20 protein-coding genes and 3 tRNA genes are annotated in these 22,149 nt (G+C 71.7%); 7 read left to right on the plus strand and 16 right to left on the minus strand.

Translation table 11 applies throughout. The features are described 5' to 3' along the window. Positions 1–63 precede the first annotated feature (63 nt). Positions 64–606 (plus strand): CGNR zinc finger domain-containing protein, encoded by a 543-nt coding sequence (locus C4T78_RS25755; protein WP_093354136.1) that lies wholly within the window; start codon positions 64–66, stop codon positions 604–606. Positions 607–613: 7 nt separating this feature from the next. Here the strand turns inward: C4T78_RS25755 and C4T78_RS25760 are convergent, their stop codons facing one another. Further along, positions 614–1,819, minus strand: a complete 1,206-nt coding sequence (locus C4T78_RS25760; protein WP_093354561.1) for a DUF445 domain-containing protein — start codon at positions 1,817–1,819, stop codon at positions 614–616. A 272-nt stretch (positions 1,820–2,091) separates the two neighbouring features. On the opposite strand from C4T78_RS25760, the gene C4T78_RS25765 reads away from it, so the two are divergent. Then, positions 2,092–3,261, plus strand: coding sequence for a pyridoxal phosphate-dependent aminotransferase (locus tag C4T78_RS25765; protein ID WP_093354138.1), 1,170 nt, complete (start codon positions 2,092–2,094; stop codon positions 3,259–3,261). A 25-nt stretch (positions 3,262–3,286) separates the two neighbouring features. Here C4T78_RS25765 and C4T78_RS25770 read toward each other — a convergent pair whose 3' ends face one another. From C4T78_RS25770 to C4T78_RS25785, 4 genes are all read right to left on the minus strand, one after another. Then, complete coding sequence (locus tag C4T78_RS25770) at positions 3,287–5,896, minus strand: CHAT domain-containing protein (RefSeq protein ID WP_235863616.1); 2,610 nt, start codon at positions 5,894–5,896, stop codon at positions 3,287–3,289. Further along, positions 5,893–6,369 carry a hypothetical protein gene (locus C4T78_RS25775; protein WP_093354141.1) on the minus strand — a complete coding sequence of 159 codons (477 nt, stop codon included), beginning with the start codon at positions 6,367–6,369 and terminating at the stop codon, positions 5,893–5,895. The genes C4T78_RS25770 and C4T78_RS25775 overlap by 4 nt, the downstream gene beginning before the upstream one ends. Beyond that, entirely contained in the window at positions 6,366–6,950 is a 585-nt protein-coding gene (locus C4T78_RS25780; RefSeq protein ID WP_093354143.1) for an RNA polymerase sigma factor, read from the minus strand. The genes C4T78_RS25775 and C4T78_RS25780 overlap by 4 nt, the downstream gene beginning before the upstream one ends. Positions 6,951–7,101: 151 nt before the next feature. Further along, the gene (locus tag C4T78_RS25785) at positions 7,102–8,220 is read right to left on the minus strand and encodes a S8 family peptidase (protein WP_235863617.1); all 1,119 of its coding nucleotides are present in this window, start codon (positions 8,218–8,220) and stop codon (positions 7,102–7,104) included. A 265-nt stretch (positions 8,221–8,485) separates the two neighbouring features. Between C4T78_RS25785 and C4T78_RS25790 the strand changes: the two genes are divergently transcribed. Further along, entirely contained in the window at positions 8,486–9,187 is a 702-nt protein-coding gene (locus C4T78_RS25790; RefSeq protein ID WP_143185889.1) for a hypothetical protein, read from the plus strand. 389 nt (positions 9,188–9,576) lie between these two features. Here C4T78_RS25790 and yczR read toward each other — a convergent pair whose 3' ends face one another. Then, on the minus strand, positions 9,577–11,019 hold the full coding sequence (gene yczR / locus C4T78_RS25795) for a MocR-like transcription factor YczR (protein WP_093354148.1): 1,443 nt from the start codon (positions 11,017–11,019) through the stop codon (positions 9,577–9,579). A gap of 61 nt (positions 11,020–11,080) precedes the next feature. On the opposite strand from yczR, the gene yczE reads away from it, so the two are divergent. Then, the gene (gene yczE / locus C4T78_RS36525) at positions 11,081–11,728 is read left to right on the plus strand and encodes a membrane protein YczE (RefSeq protein ID WP_177247641.1); all 648 of its coding nucleotides are present in this window, start codon (positions 11,081–11,083) and stop codon (positions 11,726–11,728) included. Positions 11,729–11,881: 153 nt separating this feature from the next. Here yczE and C4T78_RS25805 read toward each other — a convergent pair whose 3' ends face one another. The 3 genes from C4T78_RS25805 to C4T78_RS25815 form a co-directional block, all read right to left on the minus strand. Further along, positions 11,882–13,525 carry an ABC-F family ATP-binding cassette domain-containing protein gene (locus tag C4T78_RS25805; protein WP_093354151.1) on the minus strand — a complete coding sequence of 548 codons (1,644 nt, stop codon included), beginning with the start codon at positions 13,523–13,525 and terminating at the stop codon, positions 11,882–11,884. Positions 13,526–13,697: 172 nt separating this feature from the next. Next, positions 13,698–14,117 (minus strand): nuclear transport factor 2 family protein, encoded by a 420-nt coding sequence (locus tag C4T78_RS25810; protein ID WP_218161620.1) that lies wholly within the window; start codon positions 14,115–14,117, stop codon positions 13,698–13,700. Between the two features lie 40 nt (positions 14,118–14,157). Next, on the minus strand, positions 14,158–15,129 hold the full coding sequence (locus C4T78_RS25815; RefSeq protein ID WP_093354153.1) for an alpha/beta fold hydrolase: 972 nt from the start codon (positions 15,127–15,129) through the stop codon (positions 14,158–14,160). A gap of 52 nt (positions 15,130–15,181) precedes the next feature. Here C4T78_RS25815 and C4T78_RS25820 point away from each other — a divergent pair, with 52 nt between their 5' ends. Continuing rightward, entirely contained in the window at positions 15,182–15,760 is a 579-nt protein-coding gene (locus C4T78_RS25820) for a TetR/AcrR family transcriptional regulator (protein WP_093354156.1), read from the plus strand. Between the two features lie 186 nt (positions 15,761–15,946). Here C4T78_RS25820 and C4T78_RS25825 read toward each other — a convergent pair. From C4T78_RS25825 to C4T78_RS37125, 5 genes are all read right to left on the minus strand, one after another. Further along, positions 15,947–16,023 (minus strand) — tRNA-Phe (locus C4T78_RS25825). Positions 16,024–16,052: 29 nt separating this feature from the next. Then, positions 16,053–16,129, minus strand: a tRNA-Asp gene (locus C4T78_RS25830). A 24-nt stretch (positions 16,130–16,153) separates the two neighbouring features. Continuing rightward, positions 16,154–16,226: transfer RNA gene (locus C4T78_RS25835), tRNA-Glu, on the minus strand. A 318-nt stretch (positions 16,227–16,544) separates the two neighbouring features. After that, the gene (locus C4T78_RS25840) at positions 16,545–17,138 is read right to left on the minus strand and encodes a TetR family transcriptional regulator (RefSeq protein ID WP_093354158.1); all 594 of its coding nucleotides are present in this window, start codon (positions 17,136–17,138) and stop codon (positions 16,545–16,547) included. 142 nt (positions 17,139–17,280) lie between these two features. Continuing rightward, positions 17,281–17,520, minus strand: coding sequence for a hypothetical protein (locus C4T78_RS37125; protein ID WP_093354161.1), 240 nt, complete (start codon positions 17,518–17,520; stop codon positions 17,281–17,283). Between the two features lie 218 nt (positions 17,521–17,738). Here C4T78_RS37125 and C4T78_RS25850 point away from each other — a divergent pair, with 218 nt between their 5' ends. Then, on the plus strand, positions 17,739–17,960 hold the full coding sequence (locus C4T78_RS25850) for a heavy-metal-associated domain-containing protein (RefSeq protein WP_093354163.1): 222 nt from the start codon (positions 17,739–17,741) through the stop codon (positions 17,958–17,960). A gap of 286 nt (positions 17,961–18,246) precedes the next feature. Continuing rightward, positions 18,247–18,678 (plus strand): hypothetical protein, encoded by a 432-nt coding sequence (locus C4T78_RS37130; protein WP_235863618.1) that lies wholly within the window; start codon positions 18,247–18,249, stop codon positions 18,676–18,678. 209 nt (positions 18,679–18,887) lie between these two features. Here C4T78_RS37130 and C4T78_RS25860 read toward each other — a convergent pair whose 3' ends face one another. Next, positions 18,888–20,045 (minus strand): acyl-CoA dehydrogenase family protein, encoded by a 1,158-nt coding sequence (locus tag C4T78_RS25860; RefSeq protein WP_093354569.1) that lies wholly within the window; start codon positions 20,043–20,045, stop codon positions 18,888–18,890. Further along, positions 20,045–22,144, minus strand: a complete 2,100-nt coding sequence (locus C4T78_RS25865) for an acetyl/propionyl/methylcrotonyl-CoA carboxylase subunit alpha (protein ID WP_093354166.1) — start codon at positions 22,142–22,144, stop codon at positions 20,045–20,047. The genes C4T78_RS25860 and C4T78_RS25865 overlap by 1 nt, the downstream gene beginning before the upstream one ends. Between the last annotated feature and the right edge of the window lie 5 nt (positions 22,145–22,149).

The raw sequence follows: 22,149 nt of genomic DNA on the forward strand, positions 1-22,149 counted from the left end.
TACTAACCGGCGTGACCACTATGCGGGTTACGGGGACCCGGCACAACCCCCTACTGGCTTACGATGGTGTTCGTGAGCAGCAGAGCTGTCGCTCCGGAAGTGGTACGACCACCGACGCTGGAGGTGGTCGAACTCGACTTCGACCACGACATCGAGCTAGTCCTGGCCTTCCTCAACACCTGCGACGCGGAAGACGGCACCGAAACCCTGGACGACCACGATCAGTGGAAGCAGTGGTGCGCGGACCGCGGCCTGGGTGCGGCGCCCGACGTCGAAGCGGCGCGCGAGATCCGCGACTCCATGCGCAGCGCCGTCTCCTACGGGGTCCGACCACCCGGGCTCGCCACGGCGTGGCCGGTGCAAGTCCGGTTGCAGCGGGGCATACCCGTTCTGGCCGGCACCGACGCGCTGGGCACCGTGCTGGTTGCGGCCGCCCGGCTGGTGCACACCGAGCACTGGGAACGGATCAAGATCTGCCCGGCCGACGACTGCCTGTGGGCGTTCTACGACCGGTCCCGCAACCGGTCCCGGACCTGGTGCTCGATGCGGGTGTGCGGCAACCGGGAGAAGGCCCGCTCCTGGCGGGAGCGCCACACCACCGCCTGAACCGGCCTCAGAAGAACAGCTGCGAGACGCTGTGGATCGCCAGGCCGGCGAGGGCGCCGACCACGGTGCCGTTGATCCGGATGAACTGGAGATCCCGGCCGACCTGCAGTTCGATCTTGCGGGAGGTCTCGCCGGCGTCCCAGCGCTCCACCGTGTCGGTGATCAGCGTGGTCAGCTCGTCGCGGTAGTTGGACACCACGTAGACCGTGGCGCTCTCCACCCAGCCGTTCACCTTGGCCTGCAGCTCCGGTTCCTCGACGAGCCTGCGGCCCAGCGAGCGCAGGCCGTCGCGGACCCGGACGCGCAGTTCGCTGGAGGGGTCCTCGGCCGCGTCGAGCAGCATCTTCTTCGCCGTACCCCAGGCCGAGGCCACCAGGTTCTGCACCTCGGGGTGCTCCAGCACCTGCTGCTGGATCTGCTCGGCCTTGGCCATCGTCTTCGGGTCGTGCTGCAGGTCGTCGGCGAACTCGACCAGGAAGCGGTCGACGGCCTTGCGCATCGGGTGCTCGGGGTCGGTCTTGACCGCCCAGGCGAAGGACAGCACCTCGGCGTAGATCTTGTCGGCCACCATGGTGTCGAAGAACTTCGGCGACCAGGACGGCGCGCGCTGGCTCACCACGCGCAGCACCGTCTCGTGGTTGTCGCGCACCCAGTCGTAGGCGCGATCGCAGACCAGGTCCACCAGCTTGTGGTGCGAACCGTCGGCGAAGACCTGGCCCAGGATCCGCCCGAGCGGCGGCCCGAACGGCTGCGCGAGCACCTTGCGCACGACCGCCTGCTCCAGCACGGCCTGCACGTCGTCGTCCCGCAACACCTGCACGGCACCGCGCACGGCCGTGGCCAGCTCGGAGGTCACGCGCTCGGCGTGCTCCTCGTCGTCGAGCCAGCCGCCCAGCCGGCGGCTGATCTCGGCCCGGCGCAGCTTGTCCCGCACCACCTGTTCGGACAGGAAGTTCGTGCCCACGAAGTCGCCGAGGCTGCGGCCGATCACGTCCTTGCGGGTCGGGATGATCGCGGTGTGCGGGATCGGCAGCCCGAGCGGTCGCCGGAACAGCGCGGTGACCGCGAACCAGTCCGCCAGCGCACCGACCATGCCCGCCTCCGCGGCGGCCCGCACGTAGCCCGCCCACGCCGCATCGTTGCTCTCCTGCCAGCGGGCGAAGACGTAGATCAAGGCCGCTAGCACCAGGAGCCCGCCTGCGACGGCCTTCATCCGCCGCAGGCGCCGGCGCTTGTCAGTGTCGGAAACCGATGTGGGCTGCACACACCGATTGTGGCAGTGCTCGCCGGGTGCTCACTCCGTCGGCGGGCAGAACACCAGCGGAATCACACCTCGACGTGCCGGTTCCGAGCGCTTTCCGGGCGCGCCCGGCAGGACGGGAACGGCCTGGTCAGAGCTGTGCCGCGGCACTGCGCGTTCCACGTCCTGGACAGCGACCGGCTGGAACCGCACACCGCCGCGCGTTTCGACTACTCTCGGCAGACGTGCGTACTCCAGCCCTCACCACCCGGTTGCGCCCGTTCACCTCGACGATCTTCGCCGAGATCACCGAGCTGGCCCGCCGGACCGGCGCGGTCAACCTCGGCCAGGGCTTCCCGGACACCGACGGGCCCGAGGGCATGCTGCGAGTCGCGCAGGAGGCGATCGCCAACGGCGTGAACCAGTACCCGCCGGGTGCCGGGGAGCCGGAGCTGCGCGCCGCGATCTCCGAGCACCGCGCCGCGCGCTACGGCATCGAGCACCGGCCCGAGGACGAGGTGCTGGTCACCGTCGGCGCCACCGAGGCGCTGACCGCCGCGATGCTCGCCCTGGTCGAGCCCGGTGACGAGGTCGTGCTCATCGAGCCGTACTACGACTCCTACCCGGTCGCGGTCGCGATGGCGGGCGGCGTCCGCCGCACCGTCGCGCTCCGGCAGGGCCCCGACCACCGCTTCGAGCTCGACCTGGACGCACTGCGCGCCGCGGTCGGCCCGCAGACGCGCGTGCTGCTGCTGAACTCGCCGCACAACCCGACCGGCACCGTGTTCACCGACGCCGAGCTGGCCGCCATCGCCGAGGTCTGCCGCGAGAACGACGTCATCGCCATCACCGACGAGGTCTACGAGCACCTCCTCTTCGACGGTCGCGAGCACCACCCGCTGGCTTCCCTGCCCGACATGGCCGAGCGCACGCTGTCGATCTCCAGCGTGGGCAAGAGCTTCAGCGCCACCGGCTGGAAGATCGGCTGGATCTGCGGTCCGGCCGAGCTGGTCGCCGCGGTGCGCGCCGCCAAGCAGTTCATGACCTTCGTCGGCGGCGCACCGTTCCAGCCCGCGGTCGCGCACGCCCTGCGCAACGAGCTCGACTGGGTCGAGCAGCTGCGCAAGGACCTGCAGCGCAAGCGGGACCGGCTCGCCGAGGGCCTCACCGAAGCCGGCTTCGACGTGCTCAGCAGCGAAGGCACCTACTTCATCTGCGCCGACGTCCGGCCGCTCGGCTTCGAGGACGGCGCAGAGCTGTGCCGCTCGCTGCCGGAACGCATCGGCCTGGCCGCGATCCCGGTGCAGGTCTTCTGCGACAACCCGGACCCGGCCAAGCACCTGGTCCGCTTCGCCTTCTGCAAGCGCGACGAGGTCCTCGACGAAGCGATCAAGCGCCTCCACAAGCTCCGCTGAAAGCCGAGCGCGACTCGGCCAGCTGTCATCGATCACCTCCGTAGCCGAGGCAGACGAAGCCGGACTCGCCGTGCTCGGCCTGTGCCGCGGCGAGGGCTTCGGCCGGTGGGACCCCGCTGCTGAGGGCACTGTGCAGCGAGGTCATCACGTCCACCGTGCGCTCGTCGGGCACCGGGACGACGCTGGCGATCACCGTTGCCGTGCCGCGACCGAGGAGCGTGGTCGCCAGGCCGCTCAGCTGATCTCCTCGGCCGACCGCCGACCTGCCCACGTCGCACGCCGACAGCACCACCGTGGCCGGGCCCCGGTGCAGCCTGTCGAGGTCGTAGGCGTAGAGCGGGCCGTCCGCGAGATCCAGGCAGGACAGCAGCGGTTGGTCGTCGCGGAAGCGGCCGTGCGCGGCGATGTGCACCACCGCCGCACCATCCACAGTGGACAAGACGCGCTCGGTGGTGGCATCCGCCCCGGTCAGCAGCCGGCCGCCCGCCGCACCGTGCAGCGCCCGCACTTCGCGCTCCGCGTGGTCCAGCCCGGGCCCGGCGATCCACACCGCCGTGCCAGCCGGATCGGCGGCGCGCGCGTCCAGCGCCGAACGCAGCCAGCAGCGCACGGACGGCGCCACGGTGACGCTCCGGCCGCGGCACGCGGGCAGCGCCGCCCAGGGCAGCACGTGCAGCCGCCCGGTCGGGATCACCACCAGCGGGCGTTTCCGCCCGAGCACCGGCAGCACCGGGTCCAGGAGCTGCGCCTGCAACTCCTCCGCTGCCTGCCGGGCACCGTGCTCGAACATCGGCGCAGCACGCGGCGCGGTGCCGGCAGCCTGCCTGGACAGCAGGTGCCGGAGCCTGGCCGCCTGCGTGTGCGCGCTGCCCTCCGGACCGAGCACGTGCAGCCGAACCTCGCCGTCCACAATGGATACCGCGAACAACCGGCCGCGGTGCGAGCACAGGCTCAGCAGAGCGGACTCGCCGAGCACACCGCTCACCTCGCCCAGCCCGCACGGCCCCGGTAGCCCGCTGGTCCGGCCCTCCACCAGCATCGCGCGATGGCGGACCTGCTCCTCCAACCCGGCGACGAGCCGCAGCGGGCCGCGCGTGCTCCGGGTCTCCCGCACCGCCGAGCGCAACCGCACCAGGGCCGAGTTCAGCTGCGAATCCACCGGCGGTCGCAGGGCTCTGCGGTGCAGCGCACTGGCCCGGCACCGCTCCGTCCAGTTCAGCACCAGCTCGGGATCCCCGTTGCGCAGCGCGGCACCGACCGCGAGGTCGCCGAGCTCGGCCGCCAAGCCCGCGGTGTGCGCCCGCAGCTCGAACGCCACCATGTCGGAGAGCTGGCTGTCCACGGCGCGCAATCCGCCCTGGCAAGCCTCGAACAACCGCTCCAGGTCGTCGTCCTGCTCGGCCAGCAGCGCTTCGGCCAACCAGCCCAACGCCCGGTGCTGCGGAGGCGCCGACGCGGCCTCGCGCAGCGGCGCGCACATGGCGAAGAGCTTCCGGGACGCCGTGCGCATTCCCGCCCCAGCCGCACATCTGCCCGCAGTGAGCCGGAGTTCCGCGGCCGTGCCGATCGAGCCCGCTTCCGCGCACGCCGCAGCCGCTCGCCGCGCCGCCGACAGGGCGTACCGCGAGCACTGGCCTGCGCGCAGCTTCGCCTGCCACGCAACGGCAGTCGCCACCGCAGCCCAAGCGGGACGGCGCTGCGCGCGGAACAACCGCCGCGCGCTGTTCGCCGCCTGCACCGCAGCGGGCAGATCGTCGGCACGCAGCGCGCAACCGGCGAGCGCCAGCCGGGTGTCCGCGAGCCGCCCGGCCCGTCCGCAGGCGGCCAACCGCTCCGCTGCCTGCTCCATCACCGCTCTGGCGTCGGCGGCCAGCCCGGCTGCGGCCAGCGCTTCCGCCCGGTCGACCAGGGCCTCCGGGCTCGATCGCACGTCAAGGCCCGCCGCAACCGCTTCCTCGAACAACCGGAGCGCACGCGGCAGGTCACCGGCGCGGAAGGCGACGCAGCCCCGGTTGTGCCTGCACCCCGCGGCCCGCGCGGGCTGCCCTCCGGCCGCGAAGACCCGCTCCGCGGCGGACAGATCGTTCTCGGCCGCCACCAACCGGTTCGAGTACAGGTTGGCCAGCCCGCGCCCCATCAGCGCGTTGGCCGTCCAGCGCCGATCGTCGTCGGCCCGCAGGCTGCGCAACGCCCGGGTCAGCTCGACGCGCGCCTGCTGGTGCTGATCGCCCTGGCAGTGCAGCAACCCGCGCAGGCAGGCGGCTCTGCCCTGTTCGGCGGCGTGCAACCGAGGTTCGGCCGCGACCAGGTTCGCCCAGCTGGCGTCGACATCACCTCGCTCCATCTCGATCCACGCCAGCGTGAGCTGCAACTGGGCGGCCAGCTGCCACCGTTGCGCACGGCGCGCCGCGACGAGCCCGAGCCGGGCGTGCCGGTGCGCCTGCCGCACCCGCCCCTGCTCGACGGCTGCCAGCGCCGCGATGTGCCTGGCCAGCACGCGCAGTTCGCCGTCCGGGCACGACAGCAGCTCCGCCGCCTTGCGCATCGCGGCTTCCGGCGCCGAGCTGGCGTTGTCCCGCCACCACAGCGCGGCGCCGATCCGGTCCAGCGGCGCCACCGCCGCACCGGCGCTCAACAGACCAGCCAATCCGCGACGGCGGGCGCCGACCGCAGCGGCCGGAACACCACGCTCAGCGGACCGCGCGGGACGTCCGGCACCCGGAACGCACCGTGCTCGTCCAACGCGCCCGTGCACTCACCGGACCGGTGCCGCAGCACCACGTCGCCGGTCGGCGGCGTTCCGCCCGCTCGGTTCAGCACCAGCCCGGAGACCTGGTACCGATCTTCCGCGACCGGGGCCAGGTCCAGCTCCAGCACCCGGCCCGGCATCGCGAAGGTGAGCACCCGCGGCTCGGCCGGGCCGATGGAGCGCACCTTGGCCGACGACTCGGCCGAATCCCCGATCAACCGCAGCGAATCCGCGTCCTGGTAGCCCATCCGGCGCGACATCGCCGCATAGGCGCCCGCGAGCGCGCGCTCGGGAACGGGATCGCTGGACCGGAACAGCTCCCGCAGCTCGCGCAGCTCGCTCGGCAGTCCCCCGTTCATCCCGCCACCTCCTCGGGCACGTCGCCGGCGAGCATGCGCCGCCGCAGCTCCGCCAGGCAGCGGCTCTTCTTCGGTCCGATGGTGCCGCGCGGCCAGCCCAGGGCCTCGCTGACCTGCGCATAGCTCGCCTCCGGCGCGACCGCCAGCACGCGCAGCAGCTGCTGGCAGCGCTGCGGCAGCTCGGCGAAGGACTGCGCCAACCGGGAACTCGTCCACGCCCGCAGCACCTTGTGCTCCGGTGCCTCGGCGTGCTCCGCTCCGAGGAGCGCCTCCGCGTCCAGCCCGACCGGCGACTCCCGCTGCCGAGCGCGGTGCAGCCGCAGCGATTCCCGGCGCGCGGTGGTCACCAACCATGCGGACAGCGACTCCGGGTCGCGCAGCCGCTCAAGGTTCTCCGCCAGCAGCAGCCACGTCGCCTGGCAGATGTCCTCGGCATCCGCGGCGTTCGCGGAGAACGCCCGCGACACGCCCCAGACCACCGGCGCGTTGCGGTCTACCAGTTCCCGCCACGCCTGCTGATCACCCGACGCCGCCCGGTGCAACAACACCGCCGCGGCGCCGGTCTCCCCGACCTCGTGCACGACCTGTTCCTCCCCGCTCCCGGATCTTCGTGCCCCCGGGTAAATAGAGGAGCGAGCAGGCCGCACAGATTCACTTCAAGCCGATTACCGCTCGAACGGGTAGCGATCCCGAGCGATTTCGGGTGATCAACTCGGAGCCCGCAGCCGAGCTCTACGCGGAGCGGGGTCGAAAGAGCCGCGTCGCCTCTTCCGGCGCGCGGCGCTCGTGCAGCGCCGTGGCGATGGCAGCTGCCACCCGCGGTGCCGCGAAGGACGTGCCGCTCCAGCTCGCGAAGCCGAAGTCGCGCCCGCCGTTGCCGGTCATGCGCACGAAGCTGCTGGTCACCTCGACTCCCGGCGCGACGGCGTCCACCCAGGGCCCGAAGTTCGAGAACTCCGCCACCGCCCCGTCCGACCCGGTGGCGGCGACGGCCACCACCGATGGCAGCGCCGCCGGCCAGAACGGCCTGCGCAATCCGTGGTTCCCGGCCGCCGCGACGACCACCGAGCCCGACCAGAGCGCCAGTTCGTCGCGCAGGATCGGCGGGCACTCGTCATCGGCGGTGTGGCAACCGGCGGTCAGCACGACGACCCCGAGGTGCTCGCCGCGCGAGGCGGCGGCCAGCCGCAGCGAGCGCAGCCCGGAGACCACGGTGTAGTCGTCGGTGAAGCCGAGCGAGGAGAGCACCCGCTGGGCCCGGAGCACCGCTCCGGGCGCGTGCTGCAGCAGAACGCCGCTGACGAACGTGCCGTGGCCCGCCTGCCGGTCCTGCCCCGCGTCGTCGTCGGCGTCGAGCACCTCCGGCACCGGTTCGAACCACGGCCGGTCCCGGAACCACGGGTGCGGATCGCAGCCGGTGTCGAGCACTCCGACCACCACCGGCGGTTCCCACTGCGCCGCAGGCGGTTCCGGGATCGGCGGCGCCTCCTGCGCTTGTGCGCCGGTTCCGTACATAACAGGCGTTCCGTACATCACCGGGCAGCCGAAGTGCACGTGGTTGGCCGCGACACCGGCCGTCTCGCGCGCCATGTCGACGCAGCGGTCCCGCTCCGCACCGCGCAACCGGACCCTGGCCAGCAGCAGGTCCTCGTCGTGCTGCACGTCGTCGACCCACCTCCGGTACCGATCCAGCACCGGGTCCAGCGCCTGCGCCGTCGCGATCAGCTCACCGCGCCGCACCAGGCATTCACCGCGCCCACCCGGGTCGTGCACCAGCAGGTCGTGCCCGTAGGCCGACCACAGCTTCCGGAGTTCAGCGATGCCGAGCCGGGTTCCACTTCCCTGATCCACAGCGGACACTGTGCCCACGGCCGCATCCGTCCACAGCGGACACGCCGACCCCCGGCGCCGGACTCACCCGACCGACGGTGCGGGGGATCTTCCCTAGTCGCCCGATTGCGTGGAGAATGCTGGACCAACCGCTGTTCTCCTCGCGGTCGGTGGCGCGAAACCGCCGCTCGAAATGGTTGAATGCCACCAACGGCGCCGATCATGGCGCAACCAACGCTGATGCCGCGCCCGACCGCGCGGACCCGACCGACAGGCGGTGGTGAACGTGACCGGAAACTGCGCACGGCGTGGTCCCGGATCGCGGCTCGCCCTGCTCATCGCGCGGGTTTCGCTGTTCAGCGGCCTGTGCGTCGGCGGATGGCTGGGCGGCAGCTCGGCCGCCGAGGCCGTCGAGCTGCCCGACGTCGAGCAGCCGCGAATCGAGATCACCCCTGCCCGACCGGACGTCGCGCCACCGCGCCTGGACGACCTGCGCCCCGTGCTGGACGAGGTGCAGCGGCCAGAACCCGCGCAGCCCGACGTCGTGGAGATCGAACCGCCGGCACCGCTCGGCGCGCAGGAATCCCCTGCCGCGATCGAAGAACCGGTGCCGACCCCGGCGGCAGCGCCGACCGCGCCACCGCCGGTGCAGCAGCGCTCCGCGGCACCACCCCGTCCCGCGCAGGCCGTGCTGCTGCCAGCGGAACCGGTCGCCGTACCGCGCACGCACCTCCGCACCCCGGCGGAACCGCGTGCGCCCACCGAACCCGAATCGGCCGACGAAGCCCCGCTGGACGACGGCGACCACGACACCTCTCCGCAGCCCGCTCCCGGCACCGGCGGCGGGGTCAACGACCTGCGGAGCGCGCTGGTCGTCCTCCCGACCGGGCCGAGCCTGACCCGCCCGTCGGCGGTCGGCTCGACACGCCCGGAGAACCGCCCGGTCGCGGGCCTGGCATCCGCCGAACCGTCGGCATCGCCCGACTGACGCTGCACCGAACCGCTTCGGCGGTGACTCTGGTTATCGCACGCGCACCCAGCTCCGAGTCGGCCGTCTGCGCCCGGCCGGGTCGGATCGGGGCCCCACCAGCCTCCCGGCGACGTCTCTGACCTGCCGAACCGTGAAGGCGTGGGCCCCGGCCCCGGTGCCGCAAATTGCCCCTGCGGCACCGGGGCGACACCTGCCGCGCGATCCGCTCATCGGCACGACGAGGGGCCGTGCCGAAGAGCGGTCGGCGGCGTGCGGACGGCCGTCCCGGCGAATCCGGGGCGGTCGTCCGCGGACTGCGCCCGCAGAACCCGCGGTCACTTCGCCGAGGTGGTCCAAGCGGCTGTTGCCGCTCTACACAAGCGCCGACGGCTTCGCCGTCGGTGCTCTCAGGCGATGGGTGCGGTGAGCACCGTCGGGCCACCACCGGGTACCGCGGTGGTCGCCGCGGCCAGACGGCGGATGGCTTCCACGAGCTGATCACCGGGCAGCGTGTACGGCAGGCGGATCCAGTTCTCCAGCGAGCCGTTCACCGAGAACCGCGCACCCGGGGCGACCCGCACGCCGTGCTGCTCGGCCACCACGGCGAGCCGACTGCTCACCGGCGCGCCGATGTCGCACCACAGCGCCAGACCGCCGTCGGGGATCCGGAAGCGCCAGTTCGGCAGGTGCTCCTGCAGGGCGTCCACCAGGCACTGCCGCCGCTCGACCGCTTCGGCGCGCCGACGTGCCAGCACCTCGTCGGCGTCGGTCAGCAGCTCGGCCAGGACCAGCTGCTCGAACACCGCGCTGCCCAGGTCCAGTGCGGCGCGGCCGACGACCATGCGCTGCACGAACTCCTCGGAGGCCCGGATCCAGCCGAGCCGCAGGCCGCCCCAGAACGACTTGCTGGCCGAGCCGATGGTGATCACCCGATCGGTCAGCGCGGCCATCGGCGGCGGTGGCCGCTCACCGGTCAGGTCGATGTCCACCAGCGTTTCGTCGACGACCGCGTTCGTGCAGGTCCGGGCCAGTGCGCGGGCCAGCCGCTCGCGGCCTTCGGCGGGCAGCCGGACGCCGGTCGGGTTGTGGAAGTCCGGGATCAGGTAGGCCAGCCGCGGCGAGGTCTGGCGCAGGTTCGCGGTCAGCAGCTCCAGGTCCCAGCCGTGCTCGACCATCGGCACCGCCACCGGCATGGCGTTGATCCCGCGCAGCGCCTCCAGCGCGTTCGGGTAGGTCGGGTGCTCGACGAGCACGCGCTCGCCCGGGGAGACCAGCATCCGCAGCACCAGCGCGAAGGCGTGCTGGGCGCCGTTGGTGACCAGGATCTGCTCCGGCGTCGTCGGCAGCCCGCGCCCGGTGAACCGCTCCGCCAGCCGCTCCCGCAGGACGGGCAGGCCGTGCGGCTGGTAACCGTGCCCGGGCAGCTGCTCGGCCAGGCGGAGCCGCGCCCGGTCGACCGCCGCGCACAGCTCCGGTGGCGCGCTGGGCGTGGCCTGCGCGAGGTTGAGCACCTCGGCGTCCTCGGGCGGGAACCAGCCGCCGTGGGCCTCGTTGCCCCGCTCCGAATCCGGCAGCCTGATCCACGACCCCGCGCCGCGGCGGCTGGCCGCGAAGCCCTCCTCGCGGAGCCGGTCCAGCGTCCGGGCGATCAGCGTCCGGCTGACGCCGAGGCTCTCCGCGAGCTCGCGCTCGGCGGGCAGCCTCGTCCCCGGCGGCAGCCGCCCGTCCAGCACCAGGTGCCGCACCGATGCGGCGAGCAGCTGCGACGACGGGCGGTCGGCACCGTGCCAGGAACCGAGCAGTTCGACCAGCTTGCGCCCGTGGATCTGGGCCGACGTCGTGAACACCATGCATCCAATGTAACTGGATTGGCCATCGAAATTAAGACCAATACTGCTCTATAAAGAGACCATGGCCTCCGAAACGCTCCAAGTGGACCTCTCGACGCTCCCGCTCCGGACTCGGCCGGTCTTTCGGCTCGCGCAGCTGTTCGCCGGCTTGGCCGCCTACGGGATCAGCATGGGCTTCATGGTCCGCGCGCAGCTGGGCCTGGACCCGTGGGACGTCCTGCACCAGGGCCTGGCCGAGCGGCTGGGCTGGAGCTTCGGCGCGGTCACCGCGCTGACCGGCGTGCTCGTCCTGCTGGCCTGGCTACCGCTGCGGCAGCGGCCGGGCATCGGCACGGTGGCCAACGTCGTCGTCATCGCGGTCGCGGTGGACCTCACCCTCGCGCTCACACCGCAGCTGAGCGCTCTCCCCGGCCGGATCGCCCTGATGGTCTCCGCGATCGTGCTGAACGGGATCGCCACCGCCGTGTACGTCGGCGCGCGGTTGGGTCCGGGCCCGCGCGACGGCCTGATGACCGGCCTGCACGCCCGCACCGGCTGGTCGATCCGAGTGGTTCGCACCACTATCGAGCTCTGCGTGCTCGCCGCCGGATGGGTGCTCGGCGGCACAGTCGGCGTCGGAACCCTGCTGTACGCAGCGGCGATAGGCCCGCTGACCCAGTTCTTCATCAGGTTCACCACGGTCCGCGAGAAAAAAGATCTCTGCCCCTAGAGACATCTCGGATACCACGCAGTAGCATGGACGCCGTCCACCTGACCCCCAGGGGTGGACCTTGACGCCCCCGCACTCCCGGTAACCCCCAGGCCGGTTGAGCGCGGGGGCGTCCCTACTTCGGCAGCCACCCAGCAGTGCTGGAAGCGCAGCTCAGACCGTCAGCTCGGTCAGCTTTCCGGCGGCCATCTCCAGGCGGCGGTTGGTGCGGACCGCGTCGAGCATCCGGCGGTCGTGGGTCACCAGCAGCAGCGTGCCCGGGTAGGAGTCGAGCGCCGATTCCAGCTGCTCGATGGCGGGCAGGTCGAGGTGGTTGGTCGGCTCGTCGAGGACCAGCAGGTTGACGCCCCGCCCCTGCAGCAGCGCGAGCGCGGCACGCGTGCGCTCGCCCGGGGAGAGCGTGGTGGCCGGGCGCAGCACGTGGTCGGCCTTGAGCCCGTACTTGGCGAGCAGCGTGCGGACGTCGGCCGGCGCGGTGTCCGGCACGGCGGTGCAGAACGCGTCGAGCAGCGACTCGGAACCGTGGAACAGGGCCCGGGCCTGGTCGATCTCGCCGATGACCACCCCGGAACCGAGCGCGGCGGCCCCCGCGTCCAGTTCCACGCGGCCCAGGAGCGCGCCGAGCAGCGTCGACTTGCCGGAACCGTTGGCACCGGTGATCGCGACGCGATCCGCCCAGTCGATCTGCAACGTCACCGGGCCGAAGGTGAAGTCGCCGCGCCGCAGCTCCGCGCCGCGCAGCGAGGCGACGACCGCGCCGGAGCGGGGCGCCGCCGCGATCTCCATCCGCAGCTCCCACTCCTTGCGCGGTTCCGCCACGACGTCCAGCCGCTCGATGAGCCGTTCGGTCTGCCGCGCCTTGGCGGCCTGCTTCTCGGACGCTTCGGAGCGCGTCTTGCGGCTGATCTTGTCGCTGTCGGTGGCCTTGCGGCGGGCGTTGCGGACGCCCTTGTCCATCCAGGAGCGCTGCATCCTGGCACGCGCCTCCAGCGCGGACTTCTTGTCGGCGTACTCCTCGTACGCTTCGCGCGCGTGGCGGCGCGCCACGTCGCGCTCCTCCAGGTAGGCGTCGTAGCCGCCGCCGTAGAGGTTGATCTGCTGCTGGGCGAGGTCGAGCTCCAGGACCTTGTTGACGGTGCGCGCCAGGAACTCGCGGTCGTGGCTGACGACGACCGTCCCGGCGCGCAGCCCGCGCACGAAGTCCTCGAGGAGTTCGAGACCTTCCAGGTCGAGGTCGTTCGTGGGCTCGTCCAGCAGGAACACGTCGTAGCGGGACAGCAGCAGCGAGGCGAGCCCGGCGCGCGCGGCCTGCCCACCGGACAGCGAGGTCATGGGCTGGTCGAGCTCGACGGTGAGACCGAGCTGATCGGCCACGCCCTCGGCGCGCTCCTCCAGGTCGGCACCGCCCAGGCTCAGCCAGCGCTCCAGGCACTCGGCGTAGGCGTCATCCGCACCGGCCGCTCCTTCAGCGAGAGCGGCGGTCGCGTCGTCCATCGCGCGCTGCGCCGCGGTGACCCCGGTGCGACGGGCGAGGAACTGGCTCACCGTCTCGCCGGGGCGGCGGTCGGGCTCCTGCGGCAGGTAGCCGACGGTGGCGGTGGCCGGGGAGAGCCGCAGGTCCCCGTGCTCCGGCGCGTCGAGCCCGGCGAGCAGCCGCAGCAACGTCGACTTCCCGGCGCCGTTGGCCCCGACGAGCCCGATGACGTCACCGGGGGCCACGACGAGGTCGAGCCCGGAGAACAGGGAGCGGTCGCCGTGCCCGGCGGCGAGATTGGCGGCAACGAGAGTCGCAGACATCAGGTCGCCAAGGATATGCGGTCGCCCGGACACGCCGGGCGAACCTCTCGGCTATCCGAGGATGCCGCGCTGATGAGCCCGACCACCGGCACGATCAGCGATGCGATGGCGAGGTCGGTGCGCGCTCCGGAGGCCTTTCGAGCGAGACGTGGCCACCATCACACCGCGGCGATCAGCGGAAGTCGTTCTCCTTGAGCTCGACCACCCAGGCTCGCCGCTCGGCGATCTTGCCCTCGCGCATGACGAACACCTCCGCCATCGACATGCGCATCTCGCCGCCCGCAGCGCGCTTCGCCACGCCGACGAGCTCGGCCATCACGACGTCGCCCTGCTCGACCATGCGCACGACCTCCAGCTCGGGCGGGTCGATGAACACCGGGGCGCCGTCGATGTTCTGGTCGTAGGCCTCCTTGCCGGTCGCCTGGAAGCCGCCGAAGACCGTCCAGCGGATGTCGTCGGTCAGCAGGACAGGATCTGCTCGTGGTCGTTCTTGCGGAAGCCGTCGAGGTAGGTGTTGACGGTCTCGATGTTGCGCGACATGCCCGGCCTTCCGGTTGAAGAGCTCTGTGTGAACGCCTGAACACCATCCCAATCCGATTGCGATTTACAAGTGGTTGCGAAGTAAGTTCAGTTTAGGCGCGACCGCCCAGGAATTCCGCGATGTCGGCGGCGATCTGGTCCGGGTACTCGCCGTTGATGGCGTGGGAGGCCTCGGGATAGACGCGCACCGCCGCCGCGGGCAACGTGCGTTCGGCCGTCGCGACGGCGACCTCCGGGTCGTGCATGACGGACCGACCGGCGATGAGCGCCAGAACCGGCACGTCCAACGCGGCCAGCTGCTCCTCGGTGATGCGCGTCGGCTGCGGCAGGCGCAGCTGGTAGTGCTGCATGCCGGCCTCGATCATCCGCGCGACCGGCACGTCCTCGACCGGAGCACCGCCCGCCGTGTAGGAGTTGAAGCCGTCACGCCAGGACTTCGGCAACCACGGCATGGCGGCCGGGATGGACCGCACGATGGTGCCCAGCGGCAGGTCGTCGAAGACGAAGACCGCGTCGACCAGGGTCAGGGAGGCGACGAGATCGGGCTGCCGGATCGCCAGGTTGGCCGCGCTCCACCCGCCGATGGACAGCCCGACCAGGTGGAACCGCTCCTCGGGGAGTCCGGCGAGCGCCTGGTGCAGCCAGGCCGCCTGGTCCGCGTCGTCGACGATCGGGCGGTCCTGGACGCTCCGGCCCGGCTCGCCGAGCAGATCCACGGTGTAGACGTCGCCGACCTCCAGCAGCGACGGCATGTTGTCCGCCCACACCGGGCTGCCCGAAGACCTCCCGGGGAGCAGCACCAGCGGCGCCGAGGCCTCGCCGCTGCCCGCGAAGCGGTAGAAGCGGACGACGCCGTAGTCGGTGCGCACGTCGACCGCGTCCGCGACCGCGGGCAGATCCTGGAACGCCCTGTCATAGGCCGCCATGAAGCGATCGCGCCCCTCCGCCCCGTCCCAGTGCCCGACGGGCGATGGCGTGCGCGTGGCGAAGGCGCTGATCACCACCAGTCCGGCGACGACTCCCAGCGCGATGAGCCACCGACGACGACGTTTCGAGCTGCTCACAACACTCCTGACCGATCGGTAAAATCTCTAACCGGTTGGTAGAATACGGACCATGTCAAGAAGAGAGCGAGCGGAATCCGAGCTGACGCTGACCGAGCGCGCCCGACGCAGGCAGCTGATCGAGGCCACGGTCGAGCTGGTCGCCGAGCACGGCTACGCGGGCACCTCGCTGGCCCGGATCGCCGAGCGCGCCGGCATCACGAAGGCGGCCGTGCTCTACCACTTCCCGTCGAAGGACGCGGTGGTCCGCGCCGCGCACGAGCACGTCCTGACCGCGCTGGTCGCGGAGGTCGCCACGGCGGTGGAGGCGGCGGAACCCGCCCGAGGACCCGCGGCCTACATCCGGTCGATGATCGGCCACCTGCGCGAACACCCTCGGCACACCAGGATGATCACCGAAGCGATGACCAACGACGCTGCCAAGCACGAGTCCGCCGAGCGGTGGCGCCCGCTCGCGCAGATCCTCGAAGCGGCGGGCCCGAATCCGCGAGCCGACCTGCGCACCCTCGCCATCATCATCAGCGGCGGGATCGACGCGATCGTCGCCGAGCAGCTCGGTGATCCGGCCTACGACACCGCCGCGGCCGCCGAACAGCTCGTCGCCCTGGTCGAGACCGAGCTGTCCTCGTGAACGCTCGGAGTGCCGCTCCTCACCAGCTCGTCGAGCGCGCCGGAGAGAGGAACGCGCCCACGGAAGAATCCCGGACGGCTGCCGTCATTCGGCAGCCCCGCCGGTGGTGACGCAGCGGCAGCGCTGGACCCCTGGGCACGAAAAAAGCCCCCACCTGATCGGTGAGGGCTTGATCGCAGCTCGTGTTGGTGGCCAGGGGCGGGGTCGAACCGCCGACCTTCCGCTTTTCAGGCGGACGCTCGTACCAACTGAGCTACCTGGCCGATAGCGTCCGGCTTCATGCCGTTCGCCTTGGCGACCCAGACGGGACTCGAACCCGCGACCTCCGCCGTGACAGGGCGGCGCGCTAACCAACTGCGCCACTGGGCCATGCTTGCTGTATTCAGTTGTCCGTACCCCCAACGGGATTCGAACCCGCGCTACCGCCTTGAAAGGGCGGCGTCCTAGGCCGCTAGACGATGGGGGCTTGGCCGATTCGGAACCGACCCGGCCTTGCCTCCAACCGGCTTTCCCTTTTCAGGTCCGCTCCGTTGGCGTTGAAGAAAGCTTACGACATGCCTCCAGCGGCCCCAACGCAGGGGGGTCACTTAAGCCGAAGCGCCCCGCCGCGGGCCCCTCCCAGCACCCGCGCTCGACCGCCAGGCTACCGACTTGACCTGGCCATTTCGACACTTCACCAGATCCGGCGGCAAGACGCTCCAGGAGTCGGCCGACGCCCGCCGGGAGGCCGATCGGGGCGGAAAATCCGACAAAACGACCAACGCTGAAAAATGTGATCCGGGCCTCATGATCGGCCGGTGCGCTCCGGCCGCAGCGCGCCTTCGCGGGCGACCCCGGCCAGCAGCACCTGCCAGGTCTCGGCGACGCGCTCCGGCAGGGCGGCGAAGTCCGAGCCGACCGTGTGCGTGCCGACCAGAGCCGCGTAGGCCACCCGGGCCACCGCAGCCGGATCCGCACCGGGGCGCAGCTGGTCCGCTTCCGCCGACTCGTGCAGCAAGCGGTCGATCAAGCCGTCCCAGCCGTCGGCGACCGCACCGACGCGTCGGCAGGCGAGCAGCAGTCCCGCGCGGAGGACGACGTCCTGCTCCAGCCTGCGGGCCACCTCGACGGTCAGGCCGACCGCCGTCGACAGCGGGTCCCGGTCGCGCTCCAGCCATTCCCGCCGCAGCTCGGCGAGCCCGGCCGCGTAGACCGCGACCAGCGCTTCGGCCACCGCCTCCTTGGATGAGAAGTGGAAGTAGAAGGCTCCCTTGGTGGTCCCGCTGCGCCGCAGGATCGCGTTCAGCGCCGCGGCCTCGTACCCGACCCGGTCGAACTCCGTCGCCGCCGCAGTGAGGATGGCGCGGCGGGTGAGCTGCGCCCGGTGCTGCTTCGGCATGGCTCGGCTCCGGCGGGCAGTCGTTCGCCGATTCCGCTCTTCCGAGCGATGAGACCCACGAACGGTTGATCAACACTGCCACCGGAAGTTACTCCGACCCGAGGCGTCGCGCCCGCCGGGCGACGCCTCCGCGCGGCTCCGGTCAGCGGGTGACCGGAGGCAGTCCGTCCTCGTCGGGAGCCAATCCCAACATGTCCAGCAGGAGTCTGCAATCTTCCGCGTCCTCTGCCCCGCGAGCGACCGCCATCCGCGCCTTGTGCACTTGCTCCGGCGAGATCCGCGAGGGCTCGCCAGCACGCGGAGCGGGCACCGCGGGCGACTGCCGCGAGGCTCCGTCCTCCTGCTGCCACAAGAACTTCCGTACGTCCAGCGACCCGTACATGACGCCTCCCCGGCCTCGGGTTCCCGGCGCAGGCTATCCACAGGTTGTCCACACCCGCAGCCCCCCACAGAGTGATTTGACTTCGACGCTCAGTAATCACTCTCCGGGGTCACGATCCACTTCGGATGCTCGCCAGGCGCCGGGCCCCTGATTTGATCGTCCACACCGGACGGAAAGCCCGCACCGGCGCGGCCCGGTCGACTCGGGAAGGAACTCGCATGAGCACTCGAACGTTCACCGTCGGAGGCATGACCTGCGGCCACTGCGCCCGATCGGTCACCGAGGAGCTCTCCGAGCTGCCCGGCGTCACCGACGTGCAGGTGTCGGTGGCCAGCGGGCAGGTGTCGGTGCTCAGCGAGCAGGAGCTCAGCCGCGACGCGGTCACCGCGGCGATCACCGAGGCCGGCTACACCATCACCGACTGGCCCAGCGCGAACTGACGTATTTCGGGCGATTAGCACGTCGAACCGTTGCGCAAGACCGCCGACCGGGCCCGCCCGGGAAGCGCCGGACGCACGAATCGTGCGTCGAAAGCTCCCCAAGGCCGCTCGTCGCGTGCCACAATCGGGTCGCTGACACACCCCCGGTCAGCACCTGTGGAGATCCCCTCCGGCCCCCGCGTTCGTCCCCCTGACGCGGGGGCCCTCCGCTCCTCGCAGGCCGGCTTCCGCGGTGACGGGCCTCACAGGGATTCGCGCGTCGCAACCCAACCGTTATCGTGGGCACGTGGCTCTAGGACGAACCAAGACCAGCCGTCGGCAGAAGACGGCCGAACCGGCCGAACCCGATCACGAGTTCGAGTCGTACCTCGCTGCGCTGGCTCCGGAGGAAGACGTCGAGTCCACCGGGTCCGGCCGCCGCTTCGGCGCGGCGCAGGTCCACCAGCTCCGGCTGCCCCTGATGGCCAACGAGCGGCTCAAGGAGCTCGCGGCCAAGCAGGGCACCTCACCGGCGACCCTCGCCCGGGACTGGGTGCTGCAGCACCTGGCCATGGAGGACGAGCAGCAGCCGCCCGCAGCGCCGCAGGCGCAGTCGGCACCGATGTGGCCCGACCAGGACACCCAGCAGGACTTCCGGCCGGTGGCCGAGCCGGTGCAGCGCGGTGACGTCGAGCAGACCGAGGAGATCACCGTGCCGCAGAACCGCTTCCGGCACTGAACCGGCACCTGGACGAACGACGTCCCACCGACCCCGGGGCACCTGGGTCGGTGGGACGTCCGCTTTTCGGGAGCCTCACGCTCGTTGTTCTTCGCAGCGGCGCAGCTCGCACCACCGCGGGTTCTCAGAGGTCACCTGGCGAGGTCAGCCCCGTTCGCCGTGCATCGGTCGGGACCCCGCAGCCAGGCGGCCTCCGAGGCTCACCCGCGTCAGGCCGGTAGGCCGAGCTCCCGGGCGATCAGCATGCGCTGCACCTCGCTGGTTCCCTCGCCGATCTCCAGGATCTTCGCGTCGCGGTAGAAGCGGCCCACCGGCGTTTCGTTCATGAACCCGTAGCCGCCGAAGATCTGGGTGGCGTCGCGGGCGTTGTCCATCGCCGCGTTCGACGAGGCCAGCTTCGCGATCGCGGCCTGCTTCTTGTACGGCTCGCCGCGCAGCATCCGCGATGCCGCGTCGTAGTAGGCCAGGCGCGCCGTGTGCGCGCGCAGCTCCATGTCGGCGACCTTGAACTGCATCGCCTGGTACTCGCCGATCTTGCGGCCGAACGCCTCGCGCTCGTCGAGGTAGCGCAGGCACTCGTCCACGCAGCCCTGGGCCAGGCCGACGCCGACCGCCGCGATCGCCACCCGGCCCTCGGTGAGCGTGGCGAGGAACTGCGCGTAGCCGCGGCCCCGCTCGCCGAGCAGGTTCCCGGCGGGCACCCGGCAGTCGTCGAAGGACAGCGCGTGGGTGTCCGAGGCGTTCCAACCGACCTTGGAGTACTTCTTGGCGACCTCGAACCCGGGAGTGCCCGACGGCACGATGATCGTGGAGATCTCCTTGCCGCCGTTCGGCTTCTGGCCGGTGACCGCGGTGACCGTGACCAGCCCGGTGAGGTCGGTGCCGGAGTTGGTGATGAACGCCTTGGACCCGTTGATCACCCACTGATCGCCGTCCAGCACCGCGGTGGTGCGGGTGGAGCCCGCGTCGGAACCGCCGCCCGGCTCGGTCAGGCCGAAGGCGCCGAGGATCTCGCCGCGGGCCAGCTTCGGCAGCCAGGTGGCGCGCTGCTCGTCGTTGCCGAAGCGGTAGATCGGCATGACGCCCAGTGACACGCCCGCTTCCAGGGTGATCGCCACCGAGGAGTCGACGCGGGCCAGCTCCTCCAGCGCCAGGCAGAGCGCGAAGTAGTCGCCGCCCATGCCACCGTGCTCCTCCGGGACCGGCAGGCCGAACAGGCCCATCTCGCCCATCGTGCGCACCAGCGGGTACGGGAATTCCTCGCGCTCGTAGTAGTCGCCGATGACCGGGGCGACTTCCTTGCGGGCGAAGGTCTGCACGCTGTCGCGCAGGGCTTCGTGCTCCTCGCTGAGCCGGTGGTCCACCATCACTGGGCCTCCTTCGTTGTCCCGGTCGCGTCCGACGGGGCGGTGAGGACAGCCAGCGGCTGGTCGAGCCCGACCGACTGCCCCTTCCTGACGTGCACTTCGGTGACGACGCCGTCGATCGGGGCGGTGATGGTGTGCTCCATCTTCATCGCCTCGACGACGAACAGCCGCTGTCCGCTGGTGACCTGCTGGCCCGCGGAGACGTCGGCGACCAGCACCGTGCCCGGCATCGGGCTGGTCACCGCTCCGCCGGACCGGCCGCCCGCCGGGCCGCGGTCGGCGAGCAGCCGGTGCTCGGCGAGCGCCCAGGTGCGGCCGTCGGCGGCGAGCCACGTGGTGCCGTCCACGTGCGCGAAGCGGTAGCGGCGGGTGCGGCCCCGGTAGGTGACGGTCAGCGCGTCGCCGTGCGCTTCCGCCGATGCCCGGTATCCCGCAATTTCAATTGAAGTTGCACGTCCAACTTCAATTGAAATTGCGGATTCGCCGCCGGCACCGGACTCGATCGAGACCTCGGCGTCGCGGGCGCGGCCGCGGATGCGGACCTCGACCTCGTCGCCGTCGGCGGCGAAGCGCCAGGTGCTCCACGCCGGTTCGCCGAGGCGCCAGCCGTCGGGGACGTCCCACGGGTCGACCGCGGTGCCGGTGGGTTCCGCCGCGAGCAGCCGTTCCAGGGCCGCGGCCACGTAGATCTCGTCGGGCGTGGTCTTGCTCTCGGCGATCAGCGCATCGAGTTCGCGCTCGACCAGGCCGGTGTCGAGGGCGCCCTCCTGCACCTGCTCGTGCCGCAGGAGCGCGCGCAGGAACGCGACGTTGGTCTGCAGGCCGAGGACAGCGGTGTCGCCGAGCGCCTTGTCCAGGCGGCGCAGCGCGTCGGTGCGGTTCGGGCCCCAGGCGATGACCTTGGCCAGCATCGGGTCGTAGTCCGAGCCGACCCGGGCACCCGGGCGGACGCCGGAATCCACCCGCACGCCCGGGCCCGCCGGCTCGTGGACGGCGAGCACGTCGCCGCCGGTCGGGAGGAAGTTGCGCGTCGGGTCCTCGGCGTAGACGCGGGCCTCCACCGCGTGCCCTTCGAGCGCGATGTCCTGCTGGGACCAGGGCAGCGGCTCGCCCGCCGCGACCCGGACCTGCTGCTCGACGAGGTCGATGCCGCGCTGCCCGCCGACGGTGGTGACCAGCTCGGTGACCGGGTGCTCGACCTGCAGGCGGGTGTTCATCTCCATGAAGAAGAACTCGTCCGGCCGGTCCGCGGAGACGATGAACTCCACCGTGCCCGCGCCGACGTAGCCGACCGAGCGGGCCGCGTTCACCGCGGCGGCGCCGATGCGGGCGCGGGTCGCCTCGTCGAGCAGCGGCGACGGGGCCTCTTCGATGATCTTCTGGTGGCGCCGCTGGAGGCTGCACTCGCGTTCGCCGAGGTGCACGACGTTGCCGTGCGCGTCGGCCAGCACCTGGACCTCGATGTGCCGGGGGCGGGCCACGAAGCGCTCCACGAACAGCGTGTCGTCACCGAAGGCGGAGCGCGCCTCGCGCCGGGCCGAGGCGATCTGATCGTCCAGGGCGGACTCGTCGTGGATCAGTCGCATGCCCTTGCCGCCGCCGCCCGCGGAGGGCTTGAGCAGCACCGGGAAGCCGATCTCGAGGGCCGCCCGGTGCAGGTCGGCGTCGGTCATGTCCGGTTCGCTGCGGCCGGGCACCACCGGGACGTCGGCGGCCGACACCGTCTGCTTGGCGCGGATCTTGTCGCCCATCGACTCGATCGCGGTCGGCGGTGGGCCGATGAACTCGATCCCGGCGTTGGCGCATTCCTTCGCGAAGGCCGCGTTCTCGGCCAGGAACCCGTAGCCGGGGTGGATCGCCTGGGCACCGGTGCTGCGGGCGGCGTCCAGGATCCGCTTGCCGTCGAGGTAGCTCTCGGCGGCCGCGCTCGGTCCGATGTGGACGGCTGTGTCGGCTTCCCGGACGTGCCGGGCATCGCGGTCGGCATCGCTGTACACGGCCACCGAGCGGATGCCCAGCTCGCGCAGCGTCCGGATCACCCGGACCGCGATCTCGCCCCGGTTCGCCACCAGCACCGCGTCGAAGTGCTGCATCGTCATCCCTT

Origin of the sequence: Saccharopolyspora kobensis, from assembly GCF_900108315.1 — a bacterium.
Taxonomy (GTDB): domain Bacteria; phylum Actinomycetota; class Actinomycetes; order Mycobacteriales; family Pseudonocardiaceae; genus Saccharopolyspora; species Saccharopolyspora kobensis.

What these genes read in the sequence shown, in the direction of transcription:
- C4T78_RS25805 (WP_093354151.1), bottom strand. Translation starts at nt 13,525, where the DNA reads ATGTCTGCGACTCTCGTTGCCGCCAATCTCGCCGCCGGGCACGGCGAC.
- C4T78_RS25820 (WP_093354156.1), top strand. Translation starts at nt 15,182, where the DNA reads ATGTCAAGAAGAGAGCGAGCGGAATCCGAGCTGACGCTGACCGAGCGC.
- C4T78_RS25860 (WP_093354569.1), bottom strand. Translation starts at nt 20,045, where the DNA reads ATGGTGGACCACCGGCTCAGCGAGGAGCACGAAGCCCTGCGCGACAGC.
- C4T78_RS25850 (WP_093354163.1), top strand. Translation starts at nt 17,739, where the DNA reads ATGAGCACTCGAACGTTCACCGTCGGAGGCATGACCTGCGGCCACTGC.
- C4T78_RS25775 (WP_093354141.1), bottom strand. Translation starts at nt 6,369, where the DNA reads ATGAACGGGGGACTGCCGAGCGAGCTGCGCGAGCTGCGGGAGCTGTTC.
- C4T78_RS25865 (WP_093354166.1), bottom strand. Translation starts at nt 22,144, where the DNA reads ATGACGATGCAGCACTTCGACGCGGTGCTGGTGGCGAACCGGGGCGAG.
- C4T78_RS25760 (WP_093354561.1), bottom strand. Translation starts at nt 1,819, where the DNA reads ATGAAGGCCGTCGCAGGCGGGCTCCTGGTGCTAGCGGCCTTGATCTAC.
- C4T78_RS37125 (WP_093354161.1), bottom strand. Translation starts at nt 17,520, where the DNA reads ATGTACGGGTCGCTGGACGTACGGAAGTTCTTGTGGCAGCAGGAGGAC.
- yczR (WP_093354148.1), bottom strand. Translation starts at nt 11,019, where the DNA reads ATGGTGTTCACGACGTCGGCCCAGATCCACGGGCGCAAGCTGGTCGAA.
- C4T78_RS25755 (WP_093354136.1), top strand. Translation starts at nt 64, where the DNA reads ATGGTGTTCGTGAGCAGCAGAGCTGTCGCTCCGGAAGTGGTACGACCA.
- yczE (WP_177247641.1), top strand. Translation starts at nt 11,081, where the DNA reads ATGGCCTCCGAAACGCTCCAAGTGGACCTCTCGACGCTCCCGCTCCGG.
- C4T78_RS25840 (WP_093354158.1), bottom strand. Translation starts at nt 17,138, where the DNA reads ATGCCGAAGCAGCACCGGGCGCAGCTCACCCGCCGCGCCATCCTCACT.